The organism is Burkholderia sp. Bp9012 (assembly GCF_003853825.1).
GTDB classification, from domain to species: Bacteria; Pseudomonadota; Gammaproteobacteria; order Burkholderiales; family Burkholderiaceae; genus Burkholderia; species Burkholderia diffusa.
This window is the reverse complement of sequence record NZ_QTQA01000013.1, coordinates 1-18,832: the sequence shown is the minus strand read 5'-3', so window position 1 is coordinate 18,832 and position 18,832 is coordinate 1. Positions and strand designations below refer to the sequence as shown.

Annotated in this window: 18 protein-coding genes; 11 read left to right on the top strand and 7 right to left on the bottom strand. The window is 67.0% G+C overall.

Annotation, left to right across the window (positions count from 1 at the left end):
- Positions 1-44: 44 nt before the first annotated feature.
- The 5 genes from lptB to kdsD are packed head-to-tail and all read right to left on the bottom strand — an operon-like array spanning position 45 to position 3,641.
- Positions 45-821 (bottom strand): LPS export ABC transporter ATP-binding protein, encoded by a 777-nt coding sequence (gene lptB, locus DIE11_RS18825; RefSeq protein WP_059598832.1) that lies wholly within the window; start codon positions 819-821, stop codon positions 45-47.
- Positions 818-1,483, bottom strand: a complete 666-nt coding sequence (gene lptA, locus DIE11_RS18820) for a lipopolysaccharide transport periplasmic protein LptA (protein ID WP_059464489.1) — start codon at positions 1,481-1,483, stop codon at positions 818-820. The genes lptB and lptA overlap by 4 nt, the downstream gene beginning before the upstream one ends.
- A gap of 20 nt (positions 1,484-1,503) precedes the next feature.
- Positions 1,504-2,118, bottom strand: a complete 615-nt coding sequence (lptC, locus tag DIE11_RS18815; RefSeq protein ID WP_059451451.1) for an LPS export ABC transporter periplasmic protein LptC — start codon at positions 2,116-2,118, stop codon at positions 1,504-1,506.
- 3 nt (positions 2,119-2,121) lie between these two features.
- Positions 2,122-2,658, bottom strand: coding sequence for an HAD family hydrolase (locus DIE11_RS18810; RefSeq protein ID WP_059598831.1), 537 nt, complete (start codon positions 2,656-2,658; stop codon positions 2,122-2,124).
- Positions 2,658-3,641, bottom strand: a complete 984-nt coding sequence (kdsD, locus tag DIE11_RS18805) for an arabinose 5-phosphate isomerase KdsD (RefSeq protein WP_059598830.1) — start codon at positions 3,639-3,641, stop codon at positions 2,658-2,660. Before kdsD ends, DIE11_RS18810 begins: the two co-directional genes overlap by 1 nt.
- 125 nt (positions 3,642-3,766) lie before the next feature.
- Here kdsD and DIE11_RS18800 point away from each other — a divergent pair, with 125 nt between their 5' ends.
- The 5 genes from DIE11_RS18800 to purU all read left to right on the top strand — a co-directional run bounded on the left by DIE11_RS18800 (position 3,767) and on the right by purU (position 8,891).
- Positions 3,767-5,773: a monovalent cation:proton antiporter family protein gene (locus tag DIE11_RS18800; RefSeq protein ID WP_124626291.1), complete on the top strand. Its 2,007-nt coding sequence runs from the start codon at positions 3,767-3,769 to the stop codon at positions 5,771-5,773.
- A 78-nt stretch (positions 5,774-5,851) separates the two neighbouring features.
- Positions 5,852-6,418 (top strand): adenine phosphoribosyltransferase, encoded by a 567-nt coding sequence (locus tag DIE11_RS18795; protein WP_059526281.1) that lies wholly within the window; start codon positions 5,852-5,854, stop codon positions 6,416-6,418.
- 34 nt (positions 6,419-6,452) lie between these two features.
- Complete coding sequence (locus DIE11_RS18790) at positions 6,453-7,067, top strand: LysE family translocator (RefSeq protein WP_059451447.1); 615 nt, start codon at positions 6,453-6,455, stop codon at positions 7,065-7,067.
- A gap of 5 nt (positions 7,068-7,072) precedes the next feature.
- Positions 7,073-7,930, top strand: coding sequence for a DUF4743 domain-containing protein (locus DIE11_RS18785; protein ID WP_124626289.1), 858 nt, complete (start codon positions 7,073-7,075; stop codon positions 7,928-7,930).
- Positions 7,931-8,006: 76 nt separating this feature from the next.
- Positions 8,007-8,891, top strand: a complete 885-nt coding sequence (gene purU, locus DIE11_RS18780) for a formyltetrahydrofolate deformylase (protein ID WP_124626287.1) — start codon at positions 8,007-8,009, stop codon at positions 8,889-8,891.
- 119 nt (positions 8,892-9,010) lie between these two features.
- On the opposite strand, the gene DIE11_RS18775 is transcribed toward purU, so the two are convergent.
- Positions 9,011-10,093 (bottom strand): AI-2E family transporter, encoded by a 1,083-nt coding sequence (locus DIE11_RS18775; RefSeq protein ID WP_185633785.1) that lies wholly within the window; start codon positions 10,091-10,093, stop codon positions 9,011-9,013.
- Between the two features lie 255 nt (positions 10,094-10,348).
- Positions 10,349-13,234: an excinuclease ABC subunit UvrA gene (gene uvrA / locus DIE11_RS18770; protein WP_059598825.1), complete on the bottom strand. Its 2,886-nt coding sequence runs from the start codon at positions 13,232-13,234 to the stop codon at positions 10,349-10,351.
- 268 nt (positions 13,235-13,502) lie between these two features.
- On the opposite strand from uvrA, the gene DIE11_RS18760 reads away from it, so the two are divergent.
- The 6 genes from DIE11_RS18760 (at position 13,503) to phaP (ending at position 18,499) form a co-directional block, all read left to right on the top strand.
- Positions 13,503-14,690: an MFS transporter gene (locus DIE11_RS18760; RefSeq protein WP_124626285.1), complete on the top strand. Its 1,188-nt coding sequence runs from the start codon at positions 13,503-13,505 to the stop codon at positions 14,688-14,690.
- Between the two features lie 103 nt (positions 14,691-14,793).
- Complete coding sequence (locus tag DIE11_RS18755) at positions 14,794-15,345, top strand: single-stranded DNA-binding protein (protein WP_059603013.1); 552 nt, start codon at positions 14,794-14,796, stop codon at positions 15,343-15,345.
- 113 nt (positions 15,346-15,458) lie between these two features.
- Positions 15,459-16,010 (top strand): G/U mismatch-specific DNA glycosylase, encoded by a 552-nt coding sequence (gene mug / locus DIE11_RS18750; RefSeq protein ID WP_124626284.1) that lies wholly within the window; start codon positions 15,459-15,461, stop codon positions 16,008-16,010.
- Positions 15,997-16,620 (top strand): DNA-3-methyladenine glycosylase, encoded by a 624-nt coding sequence (locus DIE11_RS18745; RefSeq protein ID WP_124626283.1) that lies wholly within the window; start codon positions 15,997-15,999, stop codon positions 16,618-16,620. The genes mug and DIE11_RS18745 overlap by 14 nt, the downstream gene beginning before the upstream one ends.
- Before the next feature lie 71 nt (positions 16,621-16,691).
- Positions 16,692-17,456 carry a ParA family protein gene (locus DIE11_RS18740; RefSeq protein WP_059603020.1) on the top strand — a complete coding sequence of 255 codons (765 nt, stop codon included), beginning with the start codon at positions 16,692-16,694 and terminating at the stop codon, positions 17,454-17,456.
- 461 nt (positions 17,457-17,917) lie between these two features.
- Complete coding sequence (phaP, locus tag DIE11_RS18730; protein ID WP_059603023.1) at positions 17,918-18,499, top strand: TIGR01841 family phasin; 582 nt, start codon at positions 17,918-17,920, stop codon at positions 18,497-18,499.
- Positions 18,500-18,832 lie beyond the last annotated feature (333 nt).

The window sequence follows — 18,832 nt, the reverse complement described above, 5'->3', positions numbered from 1 at the left end:
GGGAGCCGCCGGACGCCGGAGGGGGCGGCCAGCCGCGGGGAAGGTTACATGCGGAAGTGTTCGCCGAGGTACACGCGGCGCACGCTTTCGTTTTCGATGATTTCGCTCGGCGCGCCGGCGGCGAGCACCGAACCGTCGCTGATGATGTATGCGTGGTCGCAGATGCCGAGCGTTTCGCGGACGTTGTGATCGGTAATCAACACGCCGATGTTACGCTGTTTCAGGAACTTGACGATCTTCTGGATCTCGAGCACTGCGATCGGGTCGACGCCGGCGAACGGTTCGTCGAGCAGGATGAAGTTCGGGTTGGTCGCCAGCGCGCGCGCGATTTCGACGCGACGGCGTTCGCCGCCCGACAGCGACAGCGCCGGGTTCTCGCGCAGGTGGCCGATCTGCAGCTCGTCGAGCAGCGCCTCGGTGCGCGCCGCGATCGCGTCCTTCGACAGCCGCTTGCCGTCGTCGCCGTGCTGCAGTTCGAGCACCGCGCGGATGTTTTCCTCGACGGTCAGCTTGCGGAACACCGACGCTTCCTGCGGCAGGTACGACAGGCCGAGCGACGCACGCTTGTGGATCGGCAGCAGGCTGATCGAGCTGCCGTTCAGCGAGATCTCGCCCGCGTCGAGCGGCACGAGGCCGACGATCATGTAGAACGACGTCGTCTTGCCGGCGCCGTTCGGGCCGAGCAGGCCGACGACTTCGCCGCTCTTCACGTCGAGCGACACGTCCTTGACGACCGTGCGCGAGCCGTAGCGTTTCTTCAGGTTGCGGACGACGAGCGAGCTCGTCGTGCCGGCCGGCTGGCGGTTCGAAAGCGCGTTCATTGGCCCGGCGCTCCCTGGATCGTGGTCGACGGCGACAACTTCGCCGGCGCGCCGTTCAGCTGCCCGGGGCCACCGTTCTTCGGCGACAGCATCGCGCGCACGCGGCCGTTCGGGTTGCCCGGTGCCGCGACGTCCTTGCCGCCCTTCGCGGTGTAGAAGTCGCGCTGGCCGTCGTACGTGATCACGCTGCCGTGCACGGTGTCGGCGATCGTCGACGTGCCCTGCAGGCGGCGCACGGTCGCGGCGGTGGTCAGCGTCGTCAGGTCCTGCTTGCCGTCGTAGTCGATGCGCTCGGCGTCGCCGTCGATGTATTCGTCGAGACCTTCGCGTTTCTGGCGGAACGTCGCGTGCTTCTTGCCGCTGCCGAACGACGTCGCGTACTGATAGCCTTCGGGATCCTGGCGCACTTCGACGCGGTCGCCCTTGATGATGATCGTGCCTTTCGTGATCACGACGTTGCCGGTCGCGACCGTCACCTGCTTCAGGTCGTCATAGGTCAGGTTGTCCGCCTCGACGTTGATCGGCTTGTTCTGGTCGGCCTTCTCGGCATGGGCGAGCGGCGCCAGCCCGACGAGCGGGAGCGCCACGAGCGTCGCGGCGAGCGCGGCGCGGACGGCGCGCGCAGCGCCGCCGGAATTCTGTCGAGGGAACGGTTCGTTCATGCAGTCACGTGAGGGATGCGTCACCTGGATTGACCTTTCGAGCCGCCGGACGTGTCCGCCGCGGCGATCGTGCCGCGCACGTTGCCGTAAAGCTCGATGACCCGGGTGACGTTGTTGTACTTCATGCCGTCGGTCGCGTTGACGAGCGACAGGCCGCGCTGAAGTTTAACCGGCTTTTCGGTCTGGATCACATCGTCATTGACGAAGATCCGGAAATGCTGCGAATCGGCCTGCATCTGCGGGTCGCCGCCGCCGGCCACGCGCAGGATGCGCGCGTCGTCGTACAAGTCGACGATCGACACGTCGCCGTTGACGGTGCCGCGCTTCGCGGTGGTCGTCACGACCGGCTTGCCGGGCTGGAATGCGCGCATGGCCGGATCGGTCAGGTCGCTGTTTTCGGTATCTTCGTAATGAATCAGCTTCGCGGCCGTCAGACGGTACTGCGTCGTGCCCGTCTGGTCGAGCTCGGTGACCGAGAAGTTGTCCGCGAAATAGTCGGGCGTGTGGCGCTTCGGCTGCACGGTGCCTTCGCCGGGCGGCGGCAGCGTCGCCTGCAGCAGCCACCACGTGATGCCCGCGAGCGCGGCGACCGCGACGAGCGGCAGCAGCTGGGTCCAGCGGAAATGCGTGTTCATCCGTCAGGCTCCGCAGGCAGCGGCGAGCAGCGCGTCGTAGCGGCGCTGCGCGCGCAGGATCGCGTCGCAGACTTCGCGCACCGCGCCGTGGCCGCCGCGGGCCTCGGCCACCCAGTGCGCGCGGGCGATCACCTCGGGGTGCGCGTTGGCCGGTGCCGTCGCGAAGCCGCAGCGCAGCATCACCGGCAGGTCGGGCCAGTCGTCGCCCATATAGCCGCAGGCGTCGGCGGTGATGCCGAGCGACGCGATCAGGTCGCCGAACACGGCGAGCTTGTTCTCGACGCCCTGGAACAGATGCGCGATCTTCATTTCCTTCGCGCGGGCCGCGACGATGTCCGAGCGGCGGCCGGTGATGATCGCGGTTGCGATGCCGGCCTCGCCGAGCAGCTTTACGCCGTGGCCGTCGAGCGAATTGAACGACTTCATCGCGTCGCCTGCCGCGGTAAACAGCAGGCCACCGTCGGTCAGCACGCCGTCGACGTCGAAAACCATCAGCTTCACGCGGCTCGCGCGTTCGGCCGCAGTCAGCGCTGCACTCATCAGATCACCTTCTTCGAAAACAGGTCGTGCATGTTCAGCGCGCCGATCAGCGCACCGTCGGCATCGACCACCAGCATCTGGTTGATCCGGTGGCGCTCCATCAGTTCCACGGCCTCGACCGCGAGATTGTCGGGGCCGATCGTGCGCGGTTCGCGCGTCATCACGTCGACGATCGGCAGCGTGCGGAAATCACCGTCGCGCGCCAGCACGCGGCGCAGGTCGCCGTCGGTGAAGATGCCGGCCACGCGGCCGTCGGTGTCGACCACGGCGGTCATGCCCAGGCGCTTCGCGGTGATCTGGAACAGTGCGTCCGACAGCGTCGCGTCGAGCCCGACGCGCGGAATGTCGTCGCCCGAGCGCATCACGTCGCGCACGTGGGTGAGCAGGCGCCGGCCGAGCGCGCCGCCCGGATGCGAGCGCGCGAAATCCTCGGAGCCGAAGCCGCGCGCGTCGAGCACCGCGACGGCGAGCGCGTCGCCGAGCGCGAGCGCGGCGGTCGTGCTCGCGGTGGGGGCGAGGTTCAGCGGGCAGGCTTCCTTCGAGACCGCGGCGTTCAGGTTCACGTCGGCGAGCGTGCCGAGGCTCGATTCCGCACGGCCCGTGATCGCGATCAGCTTCGCGCCGATCCGCTTCACGAGCGGCAGGATCGCGACGAGTTCTTCCGACTCGCCGGAATAGGAGATGCCGATGAAGACGTCGTCCGACGTGACCATGCCGAGGTCGCCGTGGCTGGCCTCGGCCGGGTGGACGAAGAAGGCCGGCGTGCCGGTGCTCGCCAGCGTGGCCGCGATCTTGCGGGCGATATGCCCGGATTTGCCGATGCCGGATACGACGACGCGGCCGCGGCAGCCGAGCAGCAGCGCGACGGCCTGGACGAAGTCGCCGTCGAGCTGGTCGCGCAGCGCGCGCACGGCGTCCGCCTCGATGTCGAGCACGTCGCGGGCGAGCGCGAGCGCCCGATCATCATTGATTTTCGCTATCATGCGCGGAGTATAGCAAAGGCGTTTGTTCGCCGCGCCGCGCCTTCGGACTCGTCCGATGCCGCTTGCCCACCGCCACCACCCGCGCCCGCATTGCCGTGGCCCCGACGAACGAGGACGCTTCGCCCGTGATTTCCCCGCTCGAAATGACCCTGCTGCTGCTGCTGGCCTCGGTGGTGGGCGTCGTCGTATTTCGCTCGTTGAACCTGCCGCCGATGCTCGGCTACCTGACCGTCGGCATCCTGGTCGGGCCGCACGCGTTCGGCGTCGCCGCGGATCTGGAGCGGGCCGAGCATCTCGCGGAATTCGGCGTGGTGTTCCTGATGTTCTCGATCGGCCTCGAATTCTCGCTCGCGAAGCTGCGGGCGATGCAGCGGCTCGTGTTCGGGCTGGGTCTCCTGCAGGTGGTCGCGACGCTCGTGCTCGCGCTGGCGCTCGGCCTGCTGTTCGAGCGCTGGGTGCACATCACGTGGCAGGGCTGCATCGCGCTCGGCGGCGCGCTCGCGATGTCGTCGACGGCGATCGTGTCGAAGATGCTCGCCGAGCGGCTCGAGATCGAGACCGCGCACGGCCGCAACATCTTCGGCGTGCTGCTGTTCCAGGATCTGGCCGTGGTGCCGTTGCTGATCGTGATCGCCGCGTTCGGCGCCGAGTCGTCGAAGGATCTCGCGCTGACGCTCGGCTTCGCGGCGGTCAAGATCGTGATCGCGCTGACGCTGCTGCTGGTCATCGGCCAGCGTTTCATGACGCGCTGGCTGAACGTCGTCGCTCGGCGCCGCTCGCAGGAGCTGTTCGTGCTGAACCTGCTGCTCGTCACGCTCGGCGCCGCGTTCATCACCGACCGCTTTGGCCTGTCGCTCGCGCTCGGCGCGTTCATCGCGGGGATGCTGATCTCCGAGACCCCGTTCCGCCATCAGGTGGAGGAGGACATCAAGCCGTTCCGCGACGTGCTGCTCGGCCTGTTCTTCGTGACGACGGGGATGCTGCTCGATCCGCGCGTGATCTGGGAGCATCCGGTGCTCGTGTTCGGCTTCTTCGTCGGGCAGATCCTGTTCAAGGCGACGACGATCGCCGGACTTGCGCGGCTGTTCGGCGCGACGCCGGGCGTCGCGATGCGCACCGGCATCGGCCTCGCGCAGGCCGGCGAATTCGGCTTCGTGCTGCTGAACCTGATCCTCGACCGCCATCTCGTCGATTCGACGCTGCTGCAGGCGATCCTCGCGTCGATGCTGCTGTCGATGCTCGCCGCGCCGTTCCTGATCCAGAACGCCGATCGGATCGTGATGCGGCTGTCGTCGACGGAATGGATGCAGCAGTCGCTGCAGATGACGCGGATCGCGACGCAAAGCCTCAAGCAGCGCGGCCACGTGATCATCTGCGGCTACGGCCGCGCGGGGCAGAACCTGGCGCGCATGCTCGAGCAGGAAGGCATTCCATACGTCGCGCTCGACCTCGACCCCGATCGCGTGAGCGCGGCTGCGACGGCCGGCGAATCGGTCGTGTTCGGCGACGCGGCGCGCCGCGAGTCGCTGCTCGCGGCCGGTATCCATCGCGCGGCGGCCGTCGCGATCACGTATGCGAACACGCCGTCCGCGCTGCGTGTGCTGCATCACGTGCACGAACTCGAGCCGACGCTGCCGGCGATCGTGCGCACGGTCGACGACGCCGATCTCGAGAAGCTGCTCGCGGCCGGCGCGACCGAGGTGATTCCGGAGATCGTCGAGGGCAGCCTGATGCTCGCGTCGCACACGCTGGTGCTGGTCGGCGTGCCGATGCGCAAGGTCGTGCGGCGCGTCGAGGAGATGCGCGACGAGCGCTACAGCCTGCTGCGCGGCTATTTCCGCGGCGCGGACGATGCGGACGACGACGATCACGAGCAGGTGCGGCTACAATCGGTGCCGGTCGACGCGCGCGCGGATGCGGTCGGACGCTCGCTGGAGGAACTCGGGCTGTATGCGCTCGGGCTGGAAGTCACGGCGATCCGCCGGCACGGCATCCGCGGCGTCGAACCCGATCCGCAGACCAAGCTGCGCGCGAGCGACATCGTCGTGCTGCGCGGGCTGCCCGAGGCGCTCGCGCTCGCGGAGGAGCGGCTGTCGCGGCATCGGCGCGAACCGCCGGCCGCAGTCGCGTGAGTCGCAATTCGATAACCTGACCCGTATTTACTCGAAACGGTGCCCGATCTTCGCGCACCGTTTTTTTCGGAGAGTTTCATGCCGCATTCGTCGTCGGGCGCACCGCTCGATCCGGTCGCCTTCATCCACAGCCAGATCCGCACCGTGCCCGACTGGCCGCAGCCGGGCGTGATGTTCCGCGACATCACGACGCTGCTGCAGAGCCCGAAGGCGCTGCGCATCCTCGTCGACCTGTTCGTCGAACGCTATGTCGATGCGAAGCTCGACTATGTCGCGGGGCTCGACGCGCGCGGCTTCATCATCGCGCCGATCGTCGCGTACGAGTTGAGCGTCGGCTTCGTGCCGATCCGCAAGGTCGGCAAGCTGCCGTACAAGACGTGCTCGGAGTCGTACGACCTCGAATACGGCAGCGCGACCGTCGAGATCCACGAAGACGCGTGCCGCGCCGGCGACCGCGTGATCATCATGGACGACCTGATCGCGACCGGCGGCACGATGATGGCGGGGCGCAACCTGCTGCAGCGGCTCGGCGCGGTCGTCGTCGAAGGTGCGGCGATCATCGATCTGCCCGATCTCGGCGGCTCGACGCTGCTGCGCAACGCGGGGCTGCCCGTCTATACCGTCACCGAATTCGCCGGCCACTGAACCACTGGACGCCGGCCCACGCCGCGAGGTCACGATGCCCAACTTCATGCTGTTTCTCGCCACGTCGATCGCGATCACGTTCGCGCCGGGTCCCGACAACCTGCAGGTGCTCGCGCGCGGCATCTCGCAGGGCCGAGCGGCCGGCTTCGTCGCCGCGCTCGGCTTCACGGCCGGGATCCTGTTCCATACGACGCTCGCGGCGCTCGGCGTCGCGGCCGTGCTGCGCTCGTCGCCGGTCGCGTTCCAGACACTGAAGCTCGCGGGCGCCGCGTACCTCGTGTGGATCGGCATCAAGGCGTTGCGCAGCCAGGGGCTCGCGAACGCGCACGAGCGTCCGCCGCAGCCGCTTGGCGCGATCTTCCGGCAGAGCGTGATCGGTAACCTGATGAACCCGAAGGTCACGCTGTTCTTCGTCGTGTTCCTGCCGCAGTTCGTCGATCCGCATGGCGTGCAGGGCGTGACGCTGCAGATGTTCGAGCTCGGGGCGCTGTTCATGCTGCAGACGGCCGTGGTGTTCTCGCTGTTCGGCGTCGGCGCGGGCGCGATCGGCACATGGCTGAAGCGCCGCCCGAAGGCCGGCGTATGGCTCGACCGGATCGCCGGCGCGACGTTCATCGCGATCGGCATTCGCGTCGCGCTGAAGGACTGAGCCCGATGACGTTTCCTTGCATCGCGGCCGCGCGCCGCTTCGATCCGGCCGCGCACCTGCGTTTCGAGATCGCCGGCGAGCAGGTCGGCTGGGTGCGTCGCCAGGACGTCGCCAAGCTCGCCCGCTGGCCCGACGTGTTCGAGCTGACCGACACGCGCGTCGTGCTGTCGGCGCGTTATGACACGGTCGACGCGCGCAGCATGGCGCTCGCGAGCGCGATCGGTGCGCTGGCGGCCGAGGGCGCGATTCCGGGCTGGCGCGACGAGATCTACGCGATCCGCAACCGCTTCGACGATCCACCGCTCGCGTATATCGAACGCGCCGCGTCGCGCTTCTTCGGCACGCAGACCTATGCAGTGCACCTGAACGGCATCGTAGAATATGCGGTTGCGCCGGGTGAGCCGGCCGTGCCGCGGATGTGGCTCGGCCGCCGCAGCGCGACCAAGGCAACCGATCCCGGCATGCTCGACAACGTCGTCGCGGGCGGCATCGGCTGGGGCCTGGGCGTTCACGAGACGCTCACGAAGGAATGCTGGGAAGAGGCCGGCATGCCGGCCGAACTGGCGGCGCGCGCGATCGCGGGCCGGGCGGTGCAGGTGCTGTGCTCGCTGCCGGAAGGCACGCAGTCCGAACTGATCTTCGTGTACGACCTGCCGCTGCCGCGCGACTTCGCGCCGCACAACCAGGATGGCGAAGTGGCCGAGCACCTGCTGGCCGGTGTATCCGAAGTGGTCGGCTGGCTGCGCGAAGGCCGCGCGACGATGGATGCGAGCCTCGCGATGCTCGACACGCTGCTGCGCCATCGCTGGCTCGCGGCGGCCGACGCGGCAGGCATCGACGCGCTGTTCGCGCCGGCCGCGTAACGTGCAGCACGCCGGCCCGAGCGCGGCCGAACGAACGGCCTATTTGACGAATACCGAAACGAAGGGAGTAGCGGTCATGTCGACCGATCACAGCTTTATCTTGAAACTGTCGTGCCCCGACCGGCACGGCATCGTCCACGCAGTCTCGGGCTTCCTGTTCGAACGCGCCAACAACATCCTCGATTCGGCGCAGTTCGGCGACAGCCGCACCGGCGAGTTCTTCATGCGCGTGCACTTCGTGCAGGACGGCGGGGGCGCGGATGCCGCGTCGGCGCTCGACACGCTCCGTAACGAATTCGCGCCGCTCGCCGAGCAGTTCGCGATGCGCTGGGAGATGCACGACGCGGCCGTGAAACCGCGCGTCGTGATCATGGTGTCGAAGATCGGCCACTGCCTGAACGACCTGCTGTTCCGCTACCGCACCGGCCAGCTGCCGATCGAGATCCCGGCGATCGTGTCGAACCACAAGGAGTTCTACCAGCTCGCCGCGAGCTACAACATCCCGTTCCATCACTTCCCGCTCGTCGGCGGTTCGTCCGATGCGGCGAAAGCCGCGCAGGAAGCGCGTGTGCTCGAAGTGATCGACGAACACCAGGCGGATCTCGTCGTGCTCGCGCGCTACATGCAGATCCTGTCGCCGAACATGTGCCAGCAGCTCGCCGGCCGGGCGATCAACATCCACCATTCGTTCCTGCCGAGCTTCAAGGGCGCGAAGCCGTACTACCAGGCGTTCGACCGCGGCGTGAAGCTGATCGGCGCGACCGCGCACTACGTGACGACCGATCTCGACGAAGGCCCGATCATCGAGCAGGAAGTCGAGCGCGTCGACCACAGCATGACGCCCGACCAGCTCACCGCGATCGGCCGCGACGTCGAGTGCGTGACGCTCGCGCGCGCCGTGAAGTGGCACGTCGAGCACCGGGTCGTGCTGAACGGCACGAAGACGGTCGTGTTCCGCTGATCGGCGGTGCGGGGCGGCCATTGGCCGGCCGCTGGCCCGGATGCAAAAACGCCGCACCCTTGACGGGGCGCGGCGTTTTTTTATCGCGTGACGCGCGTGACGCGCCGGGCAGCGTTGCGTCAGATCAGCCGCAGCATGTACAGCTCGCGCTTCAGGTACGCATAGAAGATCGGTGCGGCGATCACGCCCGGCAGCCCGAACGCGGCTTCCATGATCAGCATCGCGAGCAGCAGTTCCCACGCGCGCGACTCGATCTGGCCGCCGATGATCTTCGCGTTCAGGAAGTATTCAAACTTGTGGATCACGACGAGGAACGCGAGCGACGCGATCGCGGTGCCCATGCTGACCGACAGCGACACCGCGACGATCAGCGTGTTGGAGATCAGGTTGCCGATCACCGGCAGCAGCCCGACGATGAACGTGACGAGCACGAGCGTCTTCGACAGCGGCAGCCGCTGGTGGAAGATCGGCAGCGCGACGAGCAGGTAGATCGCCGTGAATGCCGCGTTGATCGCCGAGATCTTGATCTGCGCGAACACGATCCGGCGGAACGACTCGGCGAAGCGCGACACGCGCGTGACGAGCGCGGTCGACAGCGGCCGGCGCACCTTGCCGTGCTCGACGCCGATCGCGATCATCGCGCCGATGATCATCCCGAACAGCACGTGGCCGAAGCCGCGCGCGACGCTCTTGCCGCCTTGCTGGAGCTGATCCATGTGCGAGTGCATCAGCAGCGCCGCCTTGGTCTTCATCTGTTCGACGTCGACGGGCAGCAGGTTCGCGATCCAGGCCGGCGTGCGGGCGCGGGTCTGCTCGACGATCTGCATCAGCTGGTCGAGCAGGCTCTGCAGGTTCGGCACCGTGTGCTCGAAGTGCTCGATGATGCCGATCGTCAGGCCGGTGAGCCCGCCGACGATCGCGATCGACAGCAGCACGACGGCGACCCAGCGGGCGCGCATGCTCGTCGTGTGGCGTTCGATGACCGGCGCGATCGTGTGGATCAGCTGATAGACCAGCAGGCCGGCCAGCAGCCCGCCCAGCAGCTTGAGCTCGATGACGAGCACCATCGCGACGAGGGCGAACAGATAGCTGCCGATCTCGATCGCCGACAGCTTCGGCAGGCTGAAGTCGCTCGTCAGCCGCACACTGCGCAGGTGCGGCTCGCGGCTCTGGGCGTCGCGCGACTCTTGTTGCTTCTCCATCGTGGATTCCTGTCGTTCGTGTGTCATGCCGCGCGGTGGGCGGCAGGACGGCGGTCGCCCGGCGCCGCACCGGATTGGTGCGGATGGCGAACCTTACGACCGTAAAGTATAGCTGCCATTATGGTCCGCCACGGGGCTGTTTGGCTCGTGGTGTAAACGCAGAGGGGAAAACCGCGGAAGGGAAAACGATGACACCGGCGCCGCCGCGGGCGCCGGGCGCGCGCGGCCGGCAGCCGCGCGCGGGAACGGCAATTGTCAGCCGGCCGCCGCCTTGCGGGTCGGACGCTTGAGCAGCGGCGCGAGGTACTTGCCGGTGAAGCTCGCCTTCGTCTTCGCGACCTGCTCGGGCGTGCCCTGCGCGATGATCTGGCCGCCGCCTGCGCCGCCCTCGGGGCCGAGGTCGATCACCCAGTCGGCCGTCTTGATCACGTCGAGGTTGTGCTCGATGATCACGACCGTGTTGCCCTGGTCGCGCAGCCGGTGGATCACCTCGAGCAGCAGCGCGATGTCGTGGAAATGCAGGCCGGTGGTCGGCTCGTCGAGGATGTACAGCGTGCGGCCCGTGTCGCGCTTCGACAGCTCCAGCGACAGCTTCACGCGCTGCGCCTCGCCGCCCGATAGCGTCGTGGCCGACTGGCCGAGGCGGATGTAGCCCAGGCCGACGTCGAGCAGCGTCTTCAGCTTGCGGGCGATGACCGGCACCGCGCTGAAGAATTCGTACGCGTGCTCGACCGTCATGTCGAGTACTTCGCTGATGTTCTTGCCCTTGTACTGCACTTCGAGCGTTTCGCGGTTGTAGCGCTTGCCGTGGCACACGTCGCACGGCACGTAGACGTCCGGCAGGAAGTGCATCTCGACCTTCAGCACGCCGTCGCCCTGGCACGACTCGCAGCGGCCACCCTTCACGTTGAACGAGAAGCGGCCCGGATCGTAGCCGCGCTCCTTCGCGGTCGGCACGCCCGAGAACAGCTCGCGGATCGGCGTGAACAGGCCCGTGTAGGTGGCCGGGTTCGAACGTGGCGTGCGGCCGATCGGCGACTGGTCGACGTTGATCACCTTGTCGAAGTGCTCGAGGCCTTCGATCGCCTCGTGCGGCGCCGGCTCGGCCGACGAGCCGTACAGGTGGCGCGCGACCGCGTGGTACAGCGTGTCGTTGATCAGCGTCGACTTGCCGGAACCCGACACGCCGGTGATGCAGGTCAGCAGGCCGACCGGCAGCTCGAGATCGACGTGCTTCAGGTTGTTGCCGTGCGCGTCGACGATGCGCAGCATCCGCTCCGGATCGGGCGCGATCCGCTCGTCCGGATACTCGATCGTGCGCTTGCCGACGAGATACTGGCCCGTCAGCGACTGCGGGTTCGACTGCACCTGCTTCGGCGTGCCTTCGGCGACCACCACGCCGCCGTGCTCGCCCGCGCCGGGGCCCATGTCGACGACGTAGTCGGCCGTGCGGATCATGTCCTCGTCGTGCTCGACGACGATCACCGAGTTGCCGAGGTCGCGCAGGTGCTTGAGCGTCGAGATCAGGCGGTCGTTGTCGCGCTGGTGCAGGCCGATCGAAGGCTCGTCGAGCACGTACATCACGCCCGTCAGGCCCGAGCCGATCTGCGACGCGAGGCGGATGCGCTGCGCCTCGCCGCCGGACAGCGTCTCGGCGCTGCGCTCGAGCGACAGGTAGTCGAGGCCGACGTTGTTCAGGAAGGTCAGGCGCGCGACGATTTCCTTGATCACCTTGTCGGCGATCTCGCGCTTCGCGCCGTCGAGCGACAGGCCGTCGAAATAGCCGAGCGCGTCGCGCAGCGGCCAGCCGCTGATTTCATAGATGCCGCGCGCGTAGTCGCCGGTGCCGACCCGCACATGGCGCGCCTCGCGGCGCAGCCGCGTGCCGTCGCACGACGGGCATGGCTGGTTGTTCTGGTATTTCGCGAGTTCTTCGCGCACCGCGACCGAATCGGTTTCGCGGTAGCGGCGCTCGAGGTTCGGGATGATCCCTTCGAACACGTGCTCGCGGATCGTCGTGCGGCCGCGTTCATTGATGTACGAGAACGGGATCGTCTGCTTGCCCGAGCCGAACAGCAGCACCTTGCGGATCTTCTCCGGCAGGTCCTCAAACGCGGCGTCGATGTCGAATTCGTAGAACGCCGCCAGGCTCTGCAGCATCTGGAAGTAGAACTGGTTGCGGCGGTCCCAGCCCTTCACGGCACCTGCGGCGAGCGACAGCGACGGGTGCGCGACGACCCGCTTCGGATCGAAGAACGTGATCTGGCCGAGGCCGTCGCATTCCGGGCACGCGCCCATCGGGTTGTTGAACGAGAACAGGCGCGGCTCGAGCTCCTGCAGCGAGTACGAGCAGATCGGGCAGGCGAACTTCGAGCTGAACAGGTGTTCGCGGTCGGTGTCCATTTCCAGCGCGATCGCGCGGCCGTCGGCGAGGCGCAGCGCGGTCTCGAACGATTCCGCGAGGCGCTGCTTCATGTCGGGGCGCACCTTCAGGCGGTCGACGACGACGTCGATCGTGTGCTTGTCGTTCTTCTTGAGCTTCGGCAGCGACTCGACCTCGTAGATCTTCGCGACGCCTTCGTTCGCGGTGCCGCCGCCCGAGCGCACGCGAAAGCGCACGAAGCCCTGCGCCTGCATCTCCTCGAACAGCTCGACGTGCTCGCCCTTGCGGTTCGCGACCACGGGCGCGAGGATCATCAGCTTGGTTTCCTCGGGCAGCGCGAGCGCCGCGTCGACCATCTGCGACACGCTCTGCGCCTCGAGCGGGATGTCGTGGTCGGGGCAATACGGCGTGCCGACACGTGCGAACAAAAGTCGCAGGTAGTCGTGGATCTCGGTGACCGTGCCGACGGTCGAACGCGGGTTGTGGGACGTCGCCTTCTGCTCGATCGAGATCGCGGGCGACAGGCCCTCGATCAGGTCGACATCGGGTTTCTCCATCAGTTGCAGGAACTGGCGGGCGTACGCGGACAGGCTCTCGACGTAGCGGCGCTGGCCCTCGGCATAAAGGGTGTCGAACGCGAGCGACGACTTGCCCGACCCGGACAACCCGGTAATCACGACCAGCTTGTGGCGCGGCAGGTCGAGATTGACGTTTTTCAGGTTGTGGGTGCGTGCCCCACGGATACGGATCTGTTCCATGAACCTGGCGAAAATGGAGGGAACCAAACCTGCTACTATAACGGCTTTTCGAGGCCGTCGTTGGGGGTCCCCAGCCTTTGCAGCAGCTGGCAGCAAGGCGGTGTCCACGCCGGGGGAGCGGCCGCGCCGCACGGCTCGAGGCGGCCCGCAGGCAGCCTGCGTGACCTCCCGGAAAGCGGTTTCCGGAAAGCGCCTGCCGGGCCGGTGGCCCTGATCTTCCGCCGCCCGCCGCCGGGCGGACATTCCGATCATTCGAAATTCATTCCCGATGTCCAATCCGTCCGCCACGTCTTCCCGCATGAGTGCGCCCGAACTGCGCGCGACCACGTCGCTCGCGGCGATCTTCGCGCTGCGCATGCTCGGCCTGTTCATGATCATGCCGGTGTTCTCGGTCTACGCGAAAACCATCCCGGGCGGCGACAACGTGCTGCTCGTCGGCATCGCGCTCGGGGCCTACGGCGTCACGCAGTCGCTGCTGTACATCTTCTACGGGTGGGCGTCAGACAAGTTCGGCCGCAAGCCCGTGATCGCCACCGGCCTCCTGATCTTCGCGCTCGGCAGCTTCGTCGCCGCGTTCGCGCACGACATCACGTGGATCATCGTCGGCCGCGTGATCCAGGGCATGGGCGCCGTGTCGTCCGCGGTGCTCGCGTTCATCGCCGACCTGACCTCCGAGCAGAACCGCACGAAGGCGATGGCGATGGTCGGCGGCTCGATCGGCGTGTCGTTCGCGGTCGCGATCGTCGGCGCGCCGATCGTGTTTCACTGGGTCGGGATGAGCGGGCTGTTCGCGATCGTCGGCGTGCTGTCGATCCTCGCGATCGGCGTCGTGGTGTGGATCGTGCCCGACGCGGCGAAGCCCGTGCACGTGCCGGCGCCGTTCGGCGAGGTGCTGCACAACGTCGAGCTGCTGCGCCTGAACTTCGGCGTGTTGGTGCTGCACGCGACGCAGACGGCGCTGTTCCTCGTCGTGCCGCGCCTGCTGGTCGACGGCGGGCTGCCGGTCGCCGCGCACTGGAAGGTCTACTTGCCGGTGATGGGGCTCGCGTTCGTGATGATGGTCCCGGCGATCATCGTCGCAGAAAAACGGGGCAAGATGAAACCGGTGCTGCTCGGCGGCATTCTGGCTATCCTGATCGGCCAATTGTTGCTCGGCAGCGCACCGCATACCATCCTGATTGTGGCGGCGATCCTGTTCGTGTACTTCCTGGGCTTCAACATCCTGGAAGCGTCGCAGCCGTCGCTCGTGTCGAAGCTCGCGCCCGGTTCGCGCAAGGGCGCGGCCACGGGCGTCTACAACACCACGCAATCGATCGGGCTCGCGCTCGGCGGCATCGTGGGCGGCTGGCTGCTGAAGCACGGCGGCGCGAACACCGTCTTCTATGCCTGCTCGGGGCTCGTGGCGGCGTGGCTTATAATCGCGGCCAGCATGAAAGCGCCGCCGCGCAAGGCCTGAACCCTCTTTTCGGGCAGGCACCGGCGGCGCTCGCCGGCTTGCCCGGCGGGCCGCTCCGACGATATTCGCGGGCGGCCCGGCATCGAATTTACTGGAGAAACACATGGCATCCGTCAACAAGGTCATCCTCGTCGGCAATCTCGGCGCCGATCCTGAAGTCCGTTACCTGCCGAGCGGCGACGCGGTTGCGAACATCCGTCTCGCGACGACCGATCGCTACAAGGACAAGGCAAGCGGCGATTTCAAGGAAATGACCGAGTGGCACCGCGTCGCGTTTTTCGGCCGTCTCGCTGAAATCGTCAGCGAATACCTGAAGAAGGGTTCGTCGGTCTATATCGAAGGCCGTATCCGCACGCGCAAGTGGCAGGGCCAGGACGGCCAGGATCGCTATTCGACCGAAATCGTCGCCGACCAGATGCAGATGCTCGGCGGCCGCGGCGGTTCGGGCGGCGGCGGTGGCGGCGGTGACGAAGGCGGTTACGGCGGCGGCTACGGTGGTGGTGGCGGCGGTCGCGGCGGCGAACAGATGGAACGCGGCGGTGGCGGCGGCCGTGCCGGCGGTGCGCCGCGCGGCGGTGCAGGCGGCGGTCAGAGCCGTCCGAGCGCGCCGGCAGGCGGCGGTTTCGACGAGATGGACGACGATATTCCGTTCTGACGGAACGTCGGCATCCCGCACCGGAATGGGCCCGAATGTCCGAGTCAAGCCAATCGCTTGGCACGGACCTTCGGGTCTTTTTCCGTTTACGCCCCGCGCCCCGGAGACCGCCAGTGGCTGACGCGCTCCCCGACCTCATCGCCCCGCGGCTCGATGTGCTGTTCTGCGGGATCAACCCCGGCATGACCGCCGCCGCGACAGGGCATCACTTCGCGGGCAGGAACAACCGCTTCTGGCGCGTGCTGCATCTCGCGGGCTTCACGCCGGACGAAATCGCGCCGAGGGACGACCGGACGATCCTCGCGTACGGATGCGGGCTGACCGCGGTCGTACCGCGACCGACCGCGAGCGCCGATCAGTTGTCGCACGCGGAATTCGTCGCCGAGGTGGCCGTCCTCGAGCAGAAGATCGTGCATTACGCGCCGCGCTTCGTCGCGTTCCTGGGCAAGGCCGCGTACGCCGCGCTCTCCGGACGACGCGAGATCACGTGGGGCCGGCAAGCCGAGCACATGCAGCGCGCGACCGTCTGGATCCTGCCGAATCCGAGCGGCAGGAACCGCGCATTCGGCATCGACGACCTGGTCGACGCGTATCGCGAGCTACGAGAAGCGGCGCAAGCCGTTTCGGGCCGCCGGCAGAAGGGGGCGTCGGATGCCGAGCAATAAGCCCGCGTCGTGCTGGCCGGGCGCGCTGTTGCCGCGCGCGTTCTTCGATCGCGCGGCCACCGAAGTCGCACCGCAACTGCTGAACAAGATCCTGGCGGCAGCGGACGGCCGTGCCGGCCGGATCGTCGAAGTGGAGGCCTATGCGGGTGCGATCGACCCGGCCGCGCACACCTACCGCGGCAAAACGCCGCGCAATGCGACGATGTTCGGGCCGCCCGGGCATATGTACGTCTATTTCACCTATGGCATGCACTGGTGCTGCAACTGCGTGTGCGGTCCGCAAGGCGCCGGGACGGGCGTGCTGATCCGTGCGCTGGAGCCGCTGCACGGGCTCGAACGGATGCGTGCGGCCCGGCCGCCGCTGACGCGCGACCGCGATCTGTGCCGGGGGCCCGCGCGGCTGACCCAGGCACTCGGCATCGCCGGCGCGCAGGACGGGGTCGATCTGGTCGCCGCGCTTGAAGGTTTCGCGCTCGTGGATGACGGCATGGCGCCGCCCGCGAACCTGGCGGGCGGGCCGCGCGTCGGCATTCGCGTCGGCCAGGAGCTGCCCTGGCGATGGAGCGTGCCCGGCAACCGTCATGTGTCGGGACCGCTGCCGCGCATCTGACGTATGTCACGCGGCCGCCACGATTGACCGGCTAAGCTCGTCCTTTCGACGTTTCGATCGAAGGAGACACCATGCGGCGGGTCGTATTCAACCAGAAGGGCGGTGTGGGCAAGTCGACGATCGTCTGCAACCTGGCGGCGATCAGCGCGAGCGAAGGGCTGCGCACGCTCGTCATCGACCTCGACGCGCAGGCGAATTCCACGCGCTACCTGCTCGGCGACCGCGCGGCCGACGCGCATCCCGGCGTCGCCGAATTCTTCGAGACCGCGCTGACGTTCAACTTCCGGCCGGTCGACGTTGCCTCGTTCATCCATCCGACGCCGTTCGACGGGCTCGACGTGATGCCTGCGCATCCGGACCTCGACGCGCTGCACGGCAAGCTCGAATCGCGCTACAAGATCTACAAGCTGCGCGATGCGCTCAACGAGCTCGACACCTACGATGCCGTCTACATCGACACGCCGCCCGCGCTGAATTTCTACACGCGCTCGGCGCTGATCGCGGTCGAGCGTTGCCTGATTCCGTTCGACTGCGACGACTTCTCGCGTCGGGCCCTGTACACGCTGCTCGAGAACGTGAAGGAAATCCAGCAGGACCACAACGCGGCGCTCGAGGTCGAAGGGATCGTCATCAACCAGTTCCAGCCACGCGCGAGCCTGCCGCAGCGGCTGGTCGACGAACTCGTCGAGGAAGGCCTGCCGGTGCTGGCGTCGCGGCTGTCGGCGTCGGTGAAGATCCGCGAGTCGCATCAGCAGTCGACGCCGGTGATCCATCTCGAGCCGGCGCACAAGCTCGCGCAGGAGTTTCGGGCACTGCATCGCGAACTGGTCGGGTGAGGGTGTCGCCGCAGCCCCCTCCCGGCAATTCATATACGATCATTGAATTCGCCATTAATAATCCCGGAAACGATTTCAAAATAAATCTGGAAAAACGATTACATAAACATCTGTCCCGTTTTCAATGCGCGCCCTTTTTCTAATAACGGGAATAATGACGGGGTAAATGTTGCGGCCGGCTACCGCGGGTTATGCTGTAAAAAGGTAAAGGTCATTGTCGGGCAAGGCGTTGCGAGGCGACCCCATTATGAACAAGCACCGTTGTGAAGCGGTCACTTCGACATTTAAGGGTTTTCACCTAGTATTAATGCCACTTAATTGACAATTAATCCATCTAAAATGGCCATCCTCAACTCTTCACAATCAATCGTGCCTGAGGGTTGTGAATAAGGAAGCAGGCCCTCGATCTGACTTCCATTTTCTTTACGTCGTCTCTCGCATTGCCAACAGGAGCGTGCCCGATGTCCGTATTTGCCCCCGAAAAATTCGCCGCCGATTATCAGTCCGGAATCGCCGCGTGGTTCGCGATTGCCCGTCCGGCAATCAATGGTTTCGAGGCAGTCGTCGAACTCAACCTGCAAGCGGCCAAGACGGCGCTCCAGGAATACGAGGACAAGCTGAAGAACGCGTTCAACGCGAGCAACCCGGCTGCAGGCTTCGCGCAGCAAGTCGCCGCACCGCAGGAAGCCGCCGGCAAGGCCGTCGCATACGGTCGCCATCTGTTCGATATTGCCGTGTCGACGCAGGCCGAGTGGGCGAAGGTTGCCCAGGCTCAGTACGAACAGAACGACCAGCGCGTGAAGGAAGTGGTCGGCGAGTTGACGAAGCATGCGCCGGCGGGTTCGGGCGCCGTGGTCGCCGCGCTGAATTCGGCGCTGTCCGCGGCGACGGCCGCGGCCGACTCCGTGCGTGCTGCGACGGGGCAGGCGATCGAAGCCGCGCAAAGCGGTTTCGACGCAGTCAGCGAAACGACGGCCCGCGGTGCCAAGCAGACCGCCGCCGCTGCTCGCAAGGAAACCGCTTCGCGCGAATCGGCTGCATGAGCGCATGTCGCGCGCAGGCGCGACGCTGATTGAGCGGCGCCGGCGGGCGCCGGCCGCCGCGTGTGCCGCGTGGCGTTCGGCGTATGTCCGGCCGCCGCAGCGTGCCCGGACACGGTCGGGGCGGGCGGATGAGCGGCACGCGTGAGCGTGCGAACGTGCAGCCGCATCGCCGGCCACACGGCGCTCACGCGCCGCCGCCGCGCGGTGCCGGCACGCAATACGGATCGACCCACTGATTTCAATGCAGGAAGAGAACATGACGGACGTAGTGATCGTATCGGCCGCGCGGACCGCGGTCGGCAAATTCGGCGGTTCGCTCGCGAAGATCGCGGC